This window comes from Shimazuella kribbensis DSM 45090, assembly GCF_000428065.1.
Lineage (GTDB): Bacteria > Bacillota > Bacilli > Thermoactinomycetales > Thermoactinomycetaceae > Shimazuella > Shimazuella kribbensis.
This window is the reverse complement of sequence record NZ_ATZF01000004.1, coordinates 263,384-278,619: the sequence shown is the minus strand read 5'-3', so window position 1 is coordinate 278,619 and position 15,236 is coordinate 263,384. Positions and strand designations below refer to the sequence as shown.

Here is a 15,236-nt window from a genome sequence, read left to right as displayed (position 1 = left end):
GATCGGTGATCATCCTACAGCTAGTAGGTTTGTTCTTTGAAAATGTAATGGTATAGGGTTTCGGTAGCAAATGGATCGGTCTCCTACCGAGTAAAACCATTAGAGGCAGGAAGAGGACTAGAACGCTGGTAACAGGCGTTCCGCCCATGTGGGTACACTTCTAACTGCATGGGACGGGCTGATGAGACAGCCCTGAACTTGGGAGTTGCACAAAGCAGAAATGGAGTGAGTGCGCTAACTACCTAAGAATCCCACGACTTTAGTCGTGTGGAGTCTCAACCAGCTTTTCGTTTCTATCCTTATGGAATGGAAAATTAGATCAACTATAGGATATTAGTGACAGTCGGACATGAGAAGATTTTAAACTCTCCTTGTATGTCTGACTCTTTTTTGGTCACTTGAGTATATGCTCCACATCTTCTGGTATTCCATCGTTCATTCTCAAGAAACAAAATAGAAAAATATGAAAAAGAGGTGCCGCAGCTACCTCCATTGTTCAACTCCAGTCCCCTATAGTCTAAGTGTGGTTATTCACAAATATCCCATTTTTATTGATGCATTATTTATTAATAATAATCGATAATTTATAGTTTGCATGCTTGTTTAAATTTACCAGAAATTCATCCAATATTGCATTAGATGGAAATTTGCATTCGAGAATGTAACAACTATCTCCACTAATTTTATAGTTGTTTATGATATATGTTTCTTGTGTTTTTATGAACGATAGATATGGCTCATGTAGCGTGCTTTTTGTATAGATATTAATTAAAGCATGTATATAAAAACCTAATTTAGCTTGGTTCACTTTAATCGTGTAACCCTCAATCACTCCATTATCTTCCAATTTAGCAATTCTAGCTCCTACTGCTGGTCCCGTCAAATGGACTTTCTCACTCAACTCTTTCATCTTGATCCGACTGTTCTTGGATAATTCATCTAAGATACAAATATCTGTGCTATCTAACATGAAATTCAACTCCTTTCATAAATAAAGTGAAACGGCCAACAGACTTTATTTTATCTATGTCAACGTTATACGGTCATAGTATAAGCTATAAAGCGAATCAAAGAAAAGGAGTTGTAATGATGGATATTAAACTAATTCGAAATGCTACACTCGTTATCGAATATGCAAATAAAAAGTTTTTAGTAGATCCTATGTTGGCAGAGAGAGGTACATACCCAGCTCTTCCTGAGACGATCAGACAAGATACATTTAATCCTTTAGTGAGTTTGCCAACAACACTGGATACTATTTTGAATGGAGTAGATGCAGTGATTGTCACTCACCTGCATCGTGACCACTTTGATGATATTGCCAAAAATGTTTTACCAAAGGATATCAAAATGTTTGTCCAAAATGAAGCTGATGCAAAAGAAGTAGAAAACATCGGTTTTAGGAATGTTGAGGTATTACAACAAAATACTGTCTTTGAAGGTATCCAATTAGTGAAAACAAAAGGCGAGCATGGGAGAAGTGAAGAATTATTAAAGCTCATGGGTGAAGTGAGTGGTGTAGTCTTCAAGCATCCAAGTGAAAAAACATTATATGTAGCTGGTGATACCGTGTGGTATGACGGTGTCCAAGAAGAAGTGGATACACATAAACCAGATATTATCGTAGTGAACGGCGGGGACAATCTATGGTCCCTTGGTCCTCTTATTATGGGAAAAGAAGATATCTATGAAGTATATAAAGCAGCTCCTAATGCCAAAATTATTTCTGTCCATATGGAAGCTGTAAACCATTGGATACTATCTAGAGAAGAATTAAAAAGCTTTAGTAAAGAAAAAGGAATCTCCGCCAATATTTTCGTGCCAGATGATGGTGAATCCTATACATTTTAAAGTAAAAAGCGACACATGTTGTTGTATTTATATTTAAACTGATGAAGCAGAATGAGCTCATAATTATATCGTTGATAATTATGAGTTTCTTCCAATGGAAAAAGATAATATTTATATCGTAATTGCAAATATGTATAATATCAACAAAAGGATATTCCGAAACGATAACAAACACAAATAGAATGGGTTACAAAAATATATAGGTAGAAAGGACAGTTTATGGCAACAAAAGAAACCACTAACACAACACAGCAGTCTTTATGGTTAAAAGAATATATTGATTCACCAAAAAGACAAAAATATCTTTATAAGAAAACATTAACCATTGTAGTCCTGTCACAAATCTTTGGAGGGGGAGGACTTGCAGCTGGCATAACGGTAGGAGCACTTCTCGCACAAAATATGCTAGGGACAGTAAGTGCAACAGGTATTCCAGTTGCCTTGCTCACTTTAGGGTCTGCTGGTGCCGCATTACTGATAGGCCAACTTTCACAACGTTTCGGGCGTAGAACAGGACTTGCAGTCGGTTTTCTTGCTGGAGGACTGGGTGCGATAGGCATCATTATCGCTGCCTTAATCAACAGCGTTGTACTTTTATTTGCCTCCATGCTTTTTTATGGAGCTGGTACCGCTGCTAATTTACAAGCAAGATACGCAGGGACAGATCTTGCAACAGATAAGCAAAGAGCAACGGCTGTAAGCATAGCCATGGTTTCTACTACCTTGGGTGCTGTTGTGGGACCAAACTTAGTCGGTGTGATGGGAAGATTCGCTAATTCTATTGGCATTCCAACTTTGGCTGGCCCTTTTATCATGTCAGCAATTGCTTTTATCATTGCCGGAGTAATTCTCCTCATTTTTCTTCGTCCAGATCCTTTGGTTGTATCTACAGCTATTGCAAATGCGAAAGAGAAAGGCAATATAGTACAAACAGAAACAAATTCGCAAAATTCTACACTAAACAAAAAGGGCGTTGTAGTAGGCGCTACTATTATGATTTTGACACAATTTGTTATGGTAGCCATTATGACAATGACACCCATTCATATGGGACATTATGGCCATGGTTTGAGAGAAGTAGGGTTAGTAATAGGTTTTCATGTAGCCGCCATGTATCTTCCTTCACCTTTGACAGGTGTACTGGTAGATAAACTTGGTCGTACTACGATGGCTGGTGTTGCTGGTGCTACTCTTTTAGCCTCTGGTTTGGTGGCAGCTTTTGCACCAACAGGATCAATGCCCCTGCTTATCTTGGCCTTAGTACTGCTTGGTCTAGGATGGAACTTCGGTCTAATAAGTGGAACTGCGCTCATTGTAGATGCAACACATCCATCTGTGCGTGCAAAAACACAAGGATCAGTTGATGTCTTAATTGCACTATCAGGGGCAGCTGGTGGGATATTATCAGGAATGGTAGTCGCTCATTCTAATTATGCAACCTTATCACTTTCTGGAGCAATTCTGTCACTCGTGCTTATTCCTGTAGTCGTTTGGTCGCGAAAGACTCAAAATAAAAAACCTTTATAAAGTTTTCCTAATTCATATTCTTTGATAGTTAGGCTGGTGTCCATACAGCGTTTTTCTCTATCGTGCCACTTTTGGACTTTTCTCAGACGACCCCTATTTTAAAAAACAAGATCATCCACTTAGGATGATCTTGTTTTCTCTATGTTTAATAAGCAGACCAACCTGCATCGGCTGAAACAACAGTACCGTTTACAAAACTAGAATCGTCAGATCCTAGGAACAATGCAACTTTGGCAATTTCATTTGCACTACCTGTTCTTGGATTAATAGCCATTCCGAGTTGTTGACGAGAAATCCCAAACTGATTGATATTGGTCATCGTAGAAGAAATATTGGTTTCTACCGCTCCAGGGGCAATTGCATTGCAACGTATTCCTTGCTCAGCATACATGAAAGCAGTATTTTTGGTTAAACCAACAACTGCATGTTTGGACGCAGTATATGCAGCACCAGCACGTGCACCATAAAGACCTCCAGCAGAAGCTATATTTACAATAATACCTTGTTGTTTTGCTAAAAAAATAGGTAGTACTTTGCGTGTCGCTCGCATGACACTCTTTGTATTAACTGCAAATACACGATCCCACTTCTCATCTTCTATGTCACCGATGGGTTCAAAATTGTCCATAATACCTGCATTATTGACCAAAATATCAACTGTGCCGTATTTTTCTACAGTGGCATCTATCAAAGTTTGAATATCTGCTTCATCTGCTACATTGGTTTGTATTGCAAAAGCAGTACCCCCAGCTCCCTTGATTTCTTCCACTGTTTGGTTTGCACCATCTATATTTAAATCGGATACAACAACTTTTGCCCCTTCTCGGGCATACAAAATAGCAATCTGTTTACCCATACCGGAAGCTGCTCCAGTTACGACTGCTACTTTATCTGTTAATTTCATGGTGAATTCCTCCAATTGTGATTCAACTAGAAATATAATGAACAGATGTTTATTAACTTACAATAACTAGTATAATACTTATTTGTAAACCCTTTCAATCAGCAAAGAAAGTCTGTTATGTTGAATAATCAATTGTTAGATTCCGTTTTGTTTTATTAGGTAATAATAATCAACACTGGAGGCATTCGATGTCTATGAAATCCAAAACAATGGACCGGAGAATTATCAAATCTAAAACAGCTTTAAAAGAAGCCCTACTGTTGTTGATGCAGAAAAAAGACTTTAATCAAATAACGATCACCGAAATTGTTCGTCATGCAGATCTTAATCGAGGGACATTCTATAAACACTACCCATTTAAAGAAGAACTATTGGATGAAATAATGGATGATGTGATCAAAGATTTGATCGCATCCTATCGAGAACCATACCAAAACGTAAGCACATTTATTTTGCGGGATCTAACTGCATCTGCGATCAAAATTTTCCATCATGTCGAAAAGTACGCTAATTTCTATGTGCTTGTCGTAAAATCAAACGCCTTATCTGGATTTTACAAAAGAATAGGAAATGAGCTCAAACAATTAGCCTTACAAGACCTATCCACATATAAAACCGAAGATCCAGATCTGAACCGTGAGCTAAGTGCGAGCTACCAATCCTATGCGATTCTGGGGATGATCATCGAGTGGATCAATCAAGGATTCAAATATAGCTCCACCTATATGGCAGAACAATTATTAAAAATAATTCATCTAAACCCAGTGGAAGTAAAAGTATCTCATCCAACAGATAAATAATAATTGTATATTTAACTCTCCACTGATAGTTTGCCTTAATCGGATATACCTTTCTTACACCATTCAGGTATAATAAACATAATTTCCGTGTAGGTCGATCTCTCAGAGGAGAAGCATGCACTTATTGAATTCGTTGCCTTGGCTATCCCTTCTGGCCATGGGTGCGATCCTGTCACTTGCAGCGTCCGTCTACATGTGTCGGGAAGCACTACGAAGCAGGGAATGCGGAGCATACGCAGCAGTTAAGGTTTCTGTAGCTGCCGCACTTGCCTCTCTTGTGTTGTCTATTTTTTGCGTCCTGCGTTTCATACTTCTCATAACCTGATTGAAGAACCCTGCAACTGCTCTAACGAGCACCCGGCCGGTCGAATTTATTTTTTGATAAATTCGACCGGCCGCTCGCTTTTTCTCAACGTTTCTTCCTAAAAATTGCATCCCATACATTCTTTAAATTCAAAGAGGCATAATAATCTTATTCTCATTTATTTGAACATAGATTCATACCTATGTATCTGCGTGATATTACTTATCCCATTTAGCTCCATTCTAGATTTCAGTAGTATAAATGATTTCGACTTTCATACAGACTCACTCTTGAGGTTCAGCTTTATCAGCATGAGCCCTATTTGTTATACATACTTGTTCACATGAAACATTAAACTTCCCTCTGAAAGGAGTACGACAGGAAAGATTTCTAACTTATAAATCGTTCCTGTCGGTAACCTAAAATTGAAAAACAAAAATATAACTGAATTAAAAACACTACGAACCGAGATTACCCGTTTTCTCCTATCTTATAAATTTGCTCTACAAGAAATGGAAACGAAAGTAAACATTTTAAAAGAAGAGTTTCAAGTAATGAACGAATACAATCCAATTGAACATATCACCACACGTCTTAAGACACCTGAGAGCATTCTAAAAAAAATCGTAAAAAAAGGTGTGGATCCTTCTTTCCATGCCATTCAAAAATCCATCCGAGATATTGCTGGTATCCGTATCACTTGCTCCTTTGTTGATGACATTTACAAAGTAAGCGATATGATTCAACATCAGCAAGATATTTCCGTTGTCGAAATAAAAGACTATATCCAAAACCCAAAACCAAACGGTTATCAGAGTTTACATCTCATCATTCAAATTCCGATTTTTATGTCTGATCGAACAGAACATATGTATGTCGAAATACAAATTCGAACGATTGCCATGGATTTTTGGGCTAGTCTGGAACACAAAATATACTACAAATATGACAGAGATATCCCACAGCACATTCAAGATGGACTCAAAGAAGCGGCATCTCAAGCGGCTATGCTGGATCGCAAAATGCAACAGCTCAACCGTGAGATTAATATTTTAAAACAGCAAAATCCAGAAGAAGACGATGTCTATTTATCAAACAAGCATCTGCAACAACTTCAAGAAAAGCTCTTTTTCCATTAACGAAATGGGTCTAAAACAAGATCAAAATATGTAATCGTACTTAAATAAAAATGGGTCATTATAAAAAACGTGAAAATTTTCCTATTAACAATCCAATAGAAGTTATAGAGCGCTTGAATTTAGCGCCTTTTTTGTTAGCTTCATTGCCTTTTTCCCTAACAATGATTTGTATTTCATTCCATAGCATTACCTACGAGATTAACACCAAATAAATGAAATCTATCTTTCTATGAAATAATAAATTTAATAATACAACATTAACACCGCATCCCACGTGATTTCTTAAATCCCGTGGGTTCTATTACTAGATACTATATATGTCAAACCTCAGACTTAACTGCAAAACTTGTCCCTTTCATTTACCAGAAGTCATACACTTCTTTTCTTCTTAGAGCTTTTTAATTAATTTCTAAAAAGGGATTTAATTAGTAAACATAGTTAAAAACATAACAAGATATCAACTTACTTACGTTGAAAACTAATGTAAATTAAATCAAAGTCATAGGTATCTAAAATATAAAATCATGTAAAATAAAGTTGGAAATCACATTTTATTTTTTTCCAATTATGAACCGCATTTCCATTTGTATAGGTCAATTCATACAAATCCTTTCTGCACTATCTATTCCATCTTATTCCGCATCATTTATGATGTAAGGCTAAGGTACCCATAGTTTCATCATCTCCATATCTATCCTTATAAATGGGTCACTTTGTACCATTCCTTGGAGAAATAAAAAAGCAATAGGAGAAAGGATTTAAGTTTTGGTTTTATAAAAAAGTTTGATCATTTTCTACCTGTGTTGCTCCACAATCGCGCCCTTTAAAAGAATATCTGTTTTTTTAATGATTTTAGGTAAAGCATCTTCGTTTGACAAAAGCTAAATCTGCCATTATCATCAACTCGAACTTATTTATGGGAGTGATAAAGATGAAAATTTATGTTGATGCAGATGCTTGTCCGGTAAAAGATATTATTATCTCTGAAGGTACGAATGCAGAAATTCCTGTTATCCTTGTTACTAGCTTTTCTCATTTTTCTAATGCGGAACAACCATCAGGAGTGGAAACGATTTATGTTGATTCTGGAGCAGATGCTGCGGATTATCGGATTATGAAGTTAGCAGAAAAAGGGGACATAATCGTTACGCAAGATTATGGTCTTGCTTCGCTAGGTTTAGCAAAAGGGTGTACGGTTCTTCACCATAATGGGTATAGCTATACAAATGAAAACATTGACCAATTATTACAAACTCGTTATTTGAGTGCAATGGCTCGAAAAAGTGGAAAGCGTACAAAGGGACCAAAACCATTTACATCAGAAGATAGGGAGAAATTTAGGGAGCTTTTTAAAAGAGCGATTTCACTAAAGGCAGTCTAATTATCGAATAGCCCTCTTCCTCTCAGATTTGCGGAAACTGGCTCCTTTCCTATTTCACGTGCCCATATAGATAACTGGCCAATATGGTGGATTTCGTGGACAATGACATGACGTATGATCTCTCCGTGTGTACATTCAATGACTCGGCGCCTGATTGGTGCGTCTCTAGAGCTAATCGGTTCTTCATTGAAATCAGTTTCTGAAAGTTTCCGAGAATCCATTTCATTTGTCCAAGAAGTCACAAATGGTTTCACTTTCTCATGGTATTGAGCTGAAAGATTTTTCACTTTTTGTAAGCTAGCATAATCCTCAAACAATGGCTCCTCAGGCACTGGTTCACCTCGCAAACCTAAGATCCACATATATTCCACATCTACAATGTGAAATAGGGTATGTAGGATACTGCCGAACCCACCGACCCGTTTCTTTAATAGTTCTTCATCCGGTATGTCTTCGCACAATGTAAACCAATCATCACGAACTTGCCAGTTATATTGAAACAGTTTCAACATCACAACAACCTCCATCTTTTATAGATTTATTTAATTTTCACCAAAAGACTTCAAAATCTTTTTTTAAATAATAACTCTATAAAAGCCTGTTAAAATCCTCCACAAACGGGCCCTTTAGTTGAGTAACTTTATTGCCCTCAACAATTCCTTAATCCGCTTTTCAGTTCAGATCTTCTTTTCACTTTTCACTATAAAAACACCCCTTTAGATAAACAGATCCAAAGGGGCAAAACATCGCGTATTTTTTAAAACACCGTGACTTTATTTAAAAGCAACACTAAAACGTTCACTGGTTGTTCCTATTAAAACTTATTCCACCGTTACACTTTTAGCAAGGTTACGTGGTTTATCTACATCATATCCACGTTCCACACAAGCATAGTAAGCAAGTAACTGTAATGGCACTACGGCAAGCACTGGTGCAAAGAGATCATCAATAGTTGGAATATACATTACTTCGTCTACTGATTTGACCAATTCGGTATCACCTTCTGAAGCCAAACCGAGTACATGAGCACCACGAGCTTTTACTTCTTGAATATTGCTGACCATTTTTTCAAAAACTGCATGTTGGGTAGCAAGAGAAATAACAGGAATTCCTTCTTCGATCAAAGCTAATGTACCATGTTTTAGTTCACCTGCTGCATAAGCTTCTGAATGGATGTAGGAAATCTCTTTTAATTTAAGTGATCCTTCTAACGCAACTGCATAATCCATACCTCTTCCGAGGAAAAACAGATGCTCATGGTTTACGATCGATTTTGCAAATGTAGCGATCTTATCTGCTCCGGTTAATATTTGCTCCGTTTTTTCAGGAAGAGATTGCAATTCTTCTAGGAGTCCACCAAAGGAAGAAACTACACCTGCCTCTAGTAATTGCGCCATATACATTCCCAACAAATAAATAGCAATCAGCTGAGAGGTATATGCTTTTGTTGATGCTACTGCAATTTCCGGTCCTGCCCATGTAACAATGACATCATCTGCTTCACGTGAAACACTGCTACCTACTACATTGGTAATCGCTACTACACGAGCACCATGTTTTTTTGCTTCTCTTAATGCTGCCAAAGTGTCTGCTGTTTCACCAGATTGACTTACAACAACGACCAAAGTATGCTCGTCGATAATTGGATTTCGATAACGATATTCAGAAGCAACATCAATTTCAACAGGGATGCGTGTTAGCTGCTCTAATACTGTTTTCCCAATCATTCCTGCATGATAAGCAGTACCACAAGCAACAAAGTGAATTTTGCGGATTTGCTTTGCTTGTTCTGATGTAAGTGCTATTTCTTGAGATAAATCCACTCGATCATTTTTTATCCGTCCCGCTAGAGTATCACGAATCGCTTTTGGCTGTTCGTAGATCTCTTTAAGCATAAAATGATCATAGCCGCCTTTTTCTGCTGTTTCCATATCCCAAGTTACCCGAAGTACATCGCGCTTTACTGGGGTTCCTTCTAATGTCATCAACTCTACACCTTTTTCATCCAATACAGCCATTTCACCATCTTCTAAGATGTACACATCTCGAGTATGTTTCAGAATAGCTGGGATGTCAGAAGCAATAAAGTTTTCGCCATTTCCAATACCTACAACAAGTGGGCTGGCTAAACGAACTGCAACTAATTTGTCTGGCTCATAATTGCTGATAATTCCAAGTGCATATGCACCTCTCAGTCTAGATACTACTTTTTTCACAGTAGAAATAAGATTGCCATCATGCAGGTCAGCTAGTAATTTAGCGATTACTTCTGTATCGGTTTGGGAGGTGAACGTATGCCCTTTGGCGATGAGCTCCTCTTTCAGTTCGATGTAGTTTTCAATGATACCATTATGCACAACAGCAAATTGCTCTTCTCCATCTACATGGGGATGTGAATTTTCATCAGAAGGTTTGCCATGTGTTGCCCATCTTGTATGACCAATACCAAGTTGACCAACCAGCGCTTTTTCATCAAGATGACCTGCCAAATCAGCCAATCGACCTTTTGTCTTTTCCACGTCGATTGCCGTTCCATTGTAGATCGCTACTCCAGCAGAATCATAGCCACGATATTCAAGTTTCTCTAGACCTTCCAATAATACATTTTGAGCTTGTTTCAAACCGATATAACCAACAATTCCACACATAAAAGCAAAACCTCCATCATTTTGATTATCAAATTTTCAAGGTCCGATACTTTTTATTACTCGTCTGCTCTCTGTTTTTGCTCAACTAGTCACCTAATTGAATTGTACAGAAAGTCCTCGGTGTAGACGAAACACCGGGAGGCATCCGCCGATACAAATCGATAAACCTCCACCTCGTCAACTGCGCTACTCGCAGTCCTGGCGCTTTACAACAGTATATCCTTGTAGTTCGTTCTAATCCCTCGCATCCCCCCTTATCAGTAAGTTGAAGAAAATATTTCGAATCCACTTCCTTATCCTATTCAAATTGCAATGAAATGTAAAGAGTAAAGAAAGAAAAAGCCAAGTCCCTATAAGAACCTGGCATATTTTTACTTCCCGATTTCTTGTTGGATCACATGAACAATCTTCTGTACATATTCTGTTAGTTCATTTTGATCTGGTCCTTCTGCCATCACTCGAATCAATGGTTCTGTTCCAGATGGACGAACCAAAACACGACCATTATCTTTTAAATAACCTTCTACTTCTTGAATGACACTTGTTATTGCTTCGTTCTTCTCCCAACCCTCTTTGCTCTTCACTACCACATTTTGTAACAACTGCGGATAGGTCTGAACACGCGCATTTAAATCAGAGAGCCTTTCACCAGTTTCCTTCATTACACGAAGCAGTTGGATCGCAGAAAGAAGTCCATCACCAGTCGTATTGTAGTTAAGGAAAATAATATGACCCGATTGTTCACCACCGAGGTTATAACCCCCAGATAGCATACGTTCTAACACATAACGATCCCCAACTTTGGTTTTTTCCGTTAGTAAGCCCGCTTTTTCAGCAGCCTTAAAAAAGCCTATATTACTCATAACAGTTGTAACAATTGTATCTTGTTTTAATTGACCATGATCTTTGAGATATTGTCCACAAATAAAAAGAATCTTATCTCCATCCAGTATCTCACCATTTTCATCAACAGCAATCAAGCGGTCTGCATCTCCATCAAAGGCTAGACCAATATGAGCACCTTTCGCTTTTACTTCATTCTGAAGTGATTCGGGATGAGTAGAACCACAATTCACATTAATATTTTTCCCATCTGGAGTACTGTGAATCGTTGTAACATCTGCTCCAAGCTCACGCAATAGTTGTGGGGCAATCTGATATGCCGCACCATTTGCACCATCAACTACAACATGAATTCCACATAAATCGATATCTATAGTCGATTTTAGATGCTTTAGATAGTGTACAAATGCCTTTGAATCATCAACTACACGTCCGATTTGATCAGATATTGGCCTTGGCAAAGTATCTTCTGTTTGTGATAACAAATTCTCAATTTGGTCTTCTATATGATCTGCTAACTTCTGACCATCAGCATTGAAAAATTTAATTCCATTGTCTGGAAAAGGATTGTGAGATGCTGAAATCATCACCCCTGCATCCGCTTCCAATTGCCTTGTTAGGAATGCAACTCCTGGCGTACTAATTACTCCTAAGCGAACTACATCAACACCTACAGAAGTGATACCAGCAATTAAAGCAGACTCTAACATTTCCCCCGATAGACGAGTATCTCTTCCAATAACCATTTTGGCATTTTGCTTTTGTTTGGTTAGAACATAAGCTCCAAAACGTCCTAAACGAAAAACGAGTTCTGGTGTTAATTCTATGTTAGCTACTCCCCGAACACCGTCGGTTCCAAAAAATTTGCCCATGTCATTCCTCCATCATCCAAACGAAAAGTAACCGATCATATTATGCTCTTCCTTGTTCAGGCTTCTATACCTTTAAGTAGGCGTCCGAATCATTTTAACATAAATCTCTACCTTGGTGGGTGCCACTTTTTCGGCAGGCGTAACAACTTTTACCTGTTGTGTAAAGGTTGTATCTGATGTTACTTGCGATAAATCAATTGCCCCTCCTGGATATGATTGTAAATTTCTTAGTTTTTCGATTGATCCATACACTCTTATCATTGGTGGATTCGTCGTGATGGATTGTACTTTGTATCCATCCGGTGGCGGCTTACTGATTGTAATTTTCAATGGAAGATCTCGATATGCAAGTTGATCCGGTTCTTCAGGCAATGTAGGTATCTCTTTTTTCTCAACGGGAATGGTTACTTGAGTCTCATTAGGAGTTATGGATACTTTAGGTTTGTGTGCTGTTTTACTGTGTACGGATAATGAAATCTCACGCTTCACGGTTTGCTTTAATTTGTTTACATTTACGAGCCCGGTAATACTAGATACTTTTTCTACCTCTTGTTTGATCCCAGATACACGAACAGTAGCCGGACCGTATGTAAAGGGTAACAGCTTATATCCATATGCTACAGCCCCCCTCGTTATGAGTGTTATTGGTAATGTTTTGGTTACTTTTTCTGCGATCTCTACTGGTATTGTTGCTGGTGTTACGCTTACTTGCACGTTAGTTGGTAATCCTTCTACGATGATCGGTAATGCTGTGTATTTCCCTGCTGGCACTTTGTTTAAATCTACATAAACACGGTAAGCTGGTAACCGATTAACTGTATTCTTATCTCCAGTAAACATAAGATCTACTTTATGCTTTTCACTCATGAGTTGATACTTATGTGTATCATAGTGATACTCTACTTCAATCCCTTTGACAGTAGTCGACGCACGGTTCACAGAAAAAGGAAGAGTCGGTTCAGAAACCATAAACCAGAGAATTGCAGCAAGTAAGATCGAAATACCACGTAATACCCAATCCTTTGAAAACCAATTATCCATTTCCTGAGCCCCTCTCTTCTTTCAACTTTGTTTGTTTTTGCTTTAAAAGTTGATAAAGATGAGACACAAACTCTTCATTAGAAAGATTTCCATTTAAAACACCATTTTGTGCAAGGGAAATGGAACTGGTTTCTTCCGAAACAATAATGACAATAGCATCAGACATCTCCGACATACCTAGTCCAGCACGATGACGTGTGCCCAAAGACTTGGAAACCTTTGTACTCTCACTTAAGGGTAAGAAACACCCTGCTGCGGCAACTCGAGACTCTTGTATGATAATTGCACCATCATGAAGAGGAGTATTGGTTGCAAATATGGTCCGAATCAGTTCAGAACTAACTTCTGCGTTCAGTGATACTCCCGTACGTATGTAATCATACAGTCCCGTCTTTTGTTCTAAAACCATCAAGGCCCCTATCTTATTCGATGTAAGGGACTGAACAGCTTTGGATAGCTCTCCAACTAGTTTGTTTACTTCCTCTTCCCGAATAACTCGATGGCGATTGAAGAATCCACCTCTGCCTATTTTTTCTAATGCACGACGAACTTCTGGTTGAAAAATAATAATCAGTGCAATTACACCAACGGAAAAAAGATTCTCAATCAACCACGTTACGGTACGGAGCTCAAAATACCGACTGATGATCCAGAGAATGACAACTACACTGATTCCTTTTACTAATTGAACAGCTCGTGTTCCTCTAAGCAAAACCAATAACTGATAAAAAATAAAACTAACAATTAAAATGTCGACCAAATCACTAAGGTAGTCTTTTACTTCAGCGGATAACATGAGCGGCCTCCATAGAAAATACTGTACCCTTAGTATGCACTATTTTTTTAAAAACAGTTTGGTTAATCTCATCTGTTTTTTCTGTAATTTTAAGATGATACTATCGAAAAGAAAAACCTCCGAAACAACGGAGGATTGATGGATGTCTATTCACAGCTTGAATTACAATATTTTCTTTCCAAACAACGAACTAATGAGAGCAACTGCAACTTTTGCTGTTGTATTCTCGCGATCCAGGATTGGATTCACTTCCACAAACTCAGCAGATGTGATCAAGTTCGACTCTGACATCATTTCCAAGGCAAGATGACTCTCACGATACGTAATCCCACCAGGTACTGGTGTACCCACACCAGGAGCATCTTTTGGATCTAAGCCATCTAAATCGAGACTTAAATGCACCCCATCTGTGTTTTTACCTACAATAGCTAACGCTTCTTCCATTACTCTAGCCATTCCAAGGCGATCAATTTCATGCATGGTAAACACTTTTAACCCTATTTCCCGGGCAATTTCTTGTTCCCCTTTATCCAATTCACGAATACCAACCATCACTACGTTTTCGGGTTTTACTTTTGGTGCATATCCACCTACGTTAACCAAAGCAGGATGGCCAATACCAAGACTAGCTGCTAATGACATTCCATGAATATTTCCTGAAGGAGAAGTATCACCTGTATTTAAATCGCCATGAGCATCATACCAAATTAGACCTAGATTGTTGTAATGCTTTGCTACCCCTGCAATGGTACCAATTGCCATACTATGATCCCCGCCAAGGACGAGAGGGAAGCGCTTTCTTTCGATTACAGCTGAAACAGCATTTGCCAACGCTTCATTAACATCACAAATAGGTGATAAAAATTTTAAATGATTATCTCCAATATCTATTGATTCTGGACTTGGAACTTGAATGTCCCCTAGATCCTCTACTTCATATCCTAGAGCTTTTAATGTTGCCTGCAATTTAGCGTAACGTATCGCGCTGGGCCCCATATCCACGCCACGACGACCTTGACCTAGATCCATGGGCATTCCTATTACGCTTACTGGTTGTTTGCTCATAACGTCTAAACCTTCTTTCTTGATATCATAAGCGCATTGTATCATCTTTTAATATTATTTGTAAA

14 protein-coding genes are annotated in these 15,236 nt (G+C 38.2%); 6 read left to right on the top strand and 8 right to left on the bottom strand.

What is annotated here, in order from left to right; translation table 11 throughout:
• Positions 1 to 559 precede the first annotated feature (559 nt).
• Complete coding sequence (locus tag A3GQ_RS0108905) at positions 560 to 970, bottom strand: Lrp/AsnC family transcriptional regulator (RefSeq protein WP_028776749.1); 411 nt, start codon at positions 968 to 970, stop codon at positions 560 to 562.
• 119 nt (positions 971 to 1,089) lie between these two features.
• Here A3GQ_RS0108905 and A3GQ_RS0108900 point away from each other — a divergent pair, with 119 nt between their 5' ends.
• Both A3GQ_RS0108900 and A3GQ_RS0108895 read left to right on the top strand, forming a co-directional pair.
• Positions 1,090 to 1,851, top strand: coding sequence for an MBL fold metallo-hydrolase (locus A3GQ_RS0108900; RefSeq protein WP_028776748.1), 762 nt, complete (start codon positions 1,090 to 1,092; stop codon positions 1,849 to 1,851).
• Positions 1,852 to 2,070: 219 nt separating this feature from the next.
• Positions 2,071 to 3,378, top strand: coding sequence for an MFS transporter (locus A3GQ_RS0108895; RefSeq protein ID WP_028776747.1), 1,308 nt, complete (start codon positions 2,071 to 2,073; stop codon positions 3,376 to 3,378).
• 145 nt (positions 3,379 to 3,523) lie between these two features.
• Here A3GQ_RS0108895 and A3GQ_RS0108890 read toward each other — a convergent pair whose 3' ends face one another.
• Positions 3,524 to 4,282, bottom strand: coding sequence for an SDR family oxidoreductase (locus A3GQ_RS0108890; protein ID WP_028776746.1), 759 nt, complete (start codon positions 4,280 to 4,282; stop codon positions 3,524 to 3,526).
• 188 nt (positions 4,283 to 4,470) lie between these two features.
• Between A3GQ_RS0108890 and A3GQ_RS0108885 the strand changes: the two genes are divergently transcribed.
• The 4 genes from A3GQ_RS0108885 (at position 4,471) to A3GQ_RS0108870 (ending at position 7,906) form a co-directional block, all read left to right on the top strand.
• Positions 4,471 to 5,082, top strand: coding sequence for a TetR/AcrR family transcriptional regulator (locus tag A3GQ_RS0108885; RefSeq protein ID WP_028776745.1), 612 nt, complete (start codon positions 4,471 to 4,473; stop codon positions 5,080 to 5,082).
• Between the two features lie 115 nt (positions 5,083 to 5,197).
• The gene (locus A3GQ_RS26855; RefSeq protein ID WP_156877624.1) at positions 5,198 to 5,407 is read left to right on the top strand and encodes a hypothetical protein; all 210 of its coding nucleotides are present in this window, start codon (positions 5,198 to 5,200) and stop codon (positions 5,405 to 5,407) included.
• Between the two features lie 404 nt (positions 5,408 to 5,811).
• Positions 5,812 to 6,525, top strand: coding sequence for a GTP pyrophosphokinase (locus A3GQ_RS0108875; RefSeq protein ID WP_028776743.1), 714 nt, complete (start codon positions 5,812 to 5,814; stop codon positions 6,523 to 6,525).
• Positions 6,526 to 7,456: 931 nt separating this feature from the next.
• Positions 7,457 to 7,906 carry a YaiI/YqxD family protein gene (locus A3GQ_RS0108870; RefSeq protein WP_028776742.1) on the top strand — a complete coding sequence of 150 codons (450 nt, stop codon included), beginning with the start codon at positions 7,457 to 7,459 and terminating at the stop codon, positions 7,904 to 7,906.
• Here A3GQ_RS0108870 and A3GQ_RS0108865 read toward each other — a convergent pair.
• The 6 genes from A3GQ_RS0108865 to rocF all read right to left on the bottom strand — a co-directional run bounded on the left by A3GQ_RS0108865 (position 7,903) and on the right by rocF (position 15,171).
• Entirely contained in the window at positions 7,903 to 8,418 is a 516-nt protein-coding gene (locus A3GQ_RS0108865) for a DinB family protein (RefSeq protein WP_000915549.1), read from the bottom strand. The genes A3GQ_RS0108870 and A3GQ_RS0108865 overlap by 4 nt on opposite strands.
• A 309-nt stretch (positions 8,419 to 8,727) precedes the next feature.
• Positions 8,728 to 10,554, bottom strand: a complete 1,827-nt coding sequence (gene glmS / locus A3GQ_RS0108860) for a glutamine--fructose-6-phosphate transaminase (isomerizing) (RefSeq protein ID WP_028776741.1) — start codon at positions 10,552 to 10,554, stop codon at positions 8,728 to 8,730.
• Between the two features lie 371 nt (positions 10,555 to 10,925).
• Complete coding sequence (gene glmM / locus A3GQ_RS0108855; RefSeq protein ID WP_028776740.1) at positions 10,926 to 12,269, bottom strand: phosphoglucosamine mutase; 1,344 nt, start codon at positions 12,267 to 12,269, stop codon at positions 10,926 to 10,928.
• 72 nt (positions 12,270 to 12,341) lie between these two features.
• Positions 12,342 to 13,310: a CdaR family protein gene (locus A3GQ_RS0108850; protein WP_028776739.1), complete on the bottom strand. Its 969-nt coding sequence runs from the start codon at positions 13,308 to 13,310 to the stop codon at positions 12,342 to 12,344.
• Positions 13,303 to 14,106, bottom strand: coding sequence for a diadenylate cyclase CdaA (gene cdaA, locus A3GQ_RS0108845; protein ID WP_028776738.1), 804 nt, complete (start codon positions 14,104 to 14,106; stop codon positions 13,303 to 13,305). The genes A3GQ_RS0108850 and cdaA overlap by 8 nt, the downstream gene beginning before the upstream one ends.
• 162 nt (positions 14,107 to 14,268) lie before the next feature.
• Positions 14,269 to 15,171 (bottom strand): arginase, encoded by a 903-nt coding sequence (gene rocF, locus A3GQ_RS0108840; RefSeq protein WP_028776737.1) that lies wholly within the window; start codon positions 15,169 to 15,171, stop codon positions 14,269 to 14,271.
• Positions 15,172 to 15,236 lie beyond the last annotated feature (65 nt).

Excerpts from the sequence above, each read along its gene's own strand:
- A3GQ_RS0108905 (WP_028776749.1), bottom strand. The coding sequence starts at position 970 with ATGTTAGATAGCACAGATATTTGTATCTTAGATGAATTATCCAAGAAC.
- A3GQ_RS0108900 (WP_028776748.1), top strand. The coding sequence starts at position 1,090 with ATGGATATTAAACTAATTCGAAATGCTACACTCGTTATCGAATATGCA.
- A3GQ_RS0108895 (WP_028776747.1), top strand. The coding sequence starts at position 2,071 with ATGGCAACAAAAGAAACCACTAACACAACACAGCAGTCTTTATGGTTA.
- A3GQ_RS0108890 (WP_028776746.1), bottom strand. The coding sequence starts at position 4,282 with ATGAAATTAACAGATAAAGTAGCAGTCGTAACTGGAGCAGCTTCCGGT.
- A3GQ_RS0108885 (WP_028776745.1), top strand. The coding sequence starts at position 4,471 with ATGTCTATGAAATCCAAAACAATGGACCGGAGAATTATCAAATCTAAA.
- A3GQ_RS26855 (WP_156877624.1), top strand. The coding sequence starts at position 5,198 with ATGCACTTATTGAATTCGTTGCCTTGGCTATCCCTTCTGGCCATGGGT.
- A3GQ_RS0108870 (WP_028776742.1), top strand. The coding sequence starts at position 7,457 with ATGAAAATTTATGTTGATGCAGATGCTTGTCCGGTAAAAGATATTATT.
- A3GQ_RS0108865 (WP_000915549.1), bottom strand. The coding sequence starts at position 8,418 with ATGTTGAAACTGTTTCAATATAACTGGCAAGTTCGTGATGATTGGTTT.
- glmS (WP_028776741.1), bottom strand. The coding sequence starts at position 10,554 with ATGTGTGGAATTGTTGGTTATATCGGTTTGAAACAAGCTCAAAATGTA.
- glmM (WP_028776740.1), bottom strand. The coding sequence starts at position 12,269 with ATGGGCAAATTTTTTGGAACCGACGGTGTTCGGGGAGTAGCTAACATA.
- A3GQ_RS0108850 (WP_028776739.1), bottom strand. The coding sequence starts at position 13,310 with ATGGATAATTGGTTTTCAAAGGATTGGGTATTACGTGGTATTTCGATC.
- cdaA (WP_028776738.1), bottom strand. The coding sequence starts at position 14,106 with ATGTTATCCGCTGAAGTAAAAGACTACCTTAGTGATTTGGTCGACATT.
- rocF (WP_028776737.1), bottom strand. The coding sequence starts at position 15,171 with ATGAGCAAACAACCAGTAAGCGTAATAGGAATGCCCATGGATCTAGGT.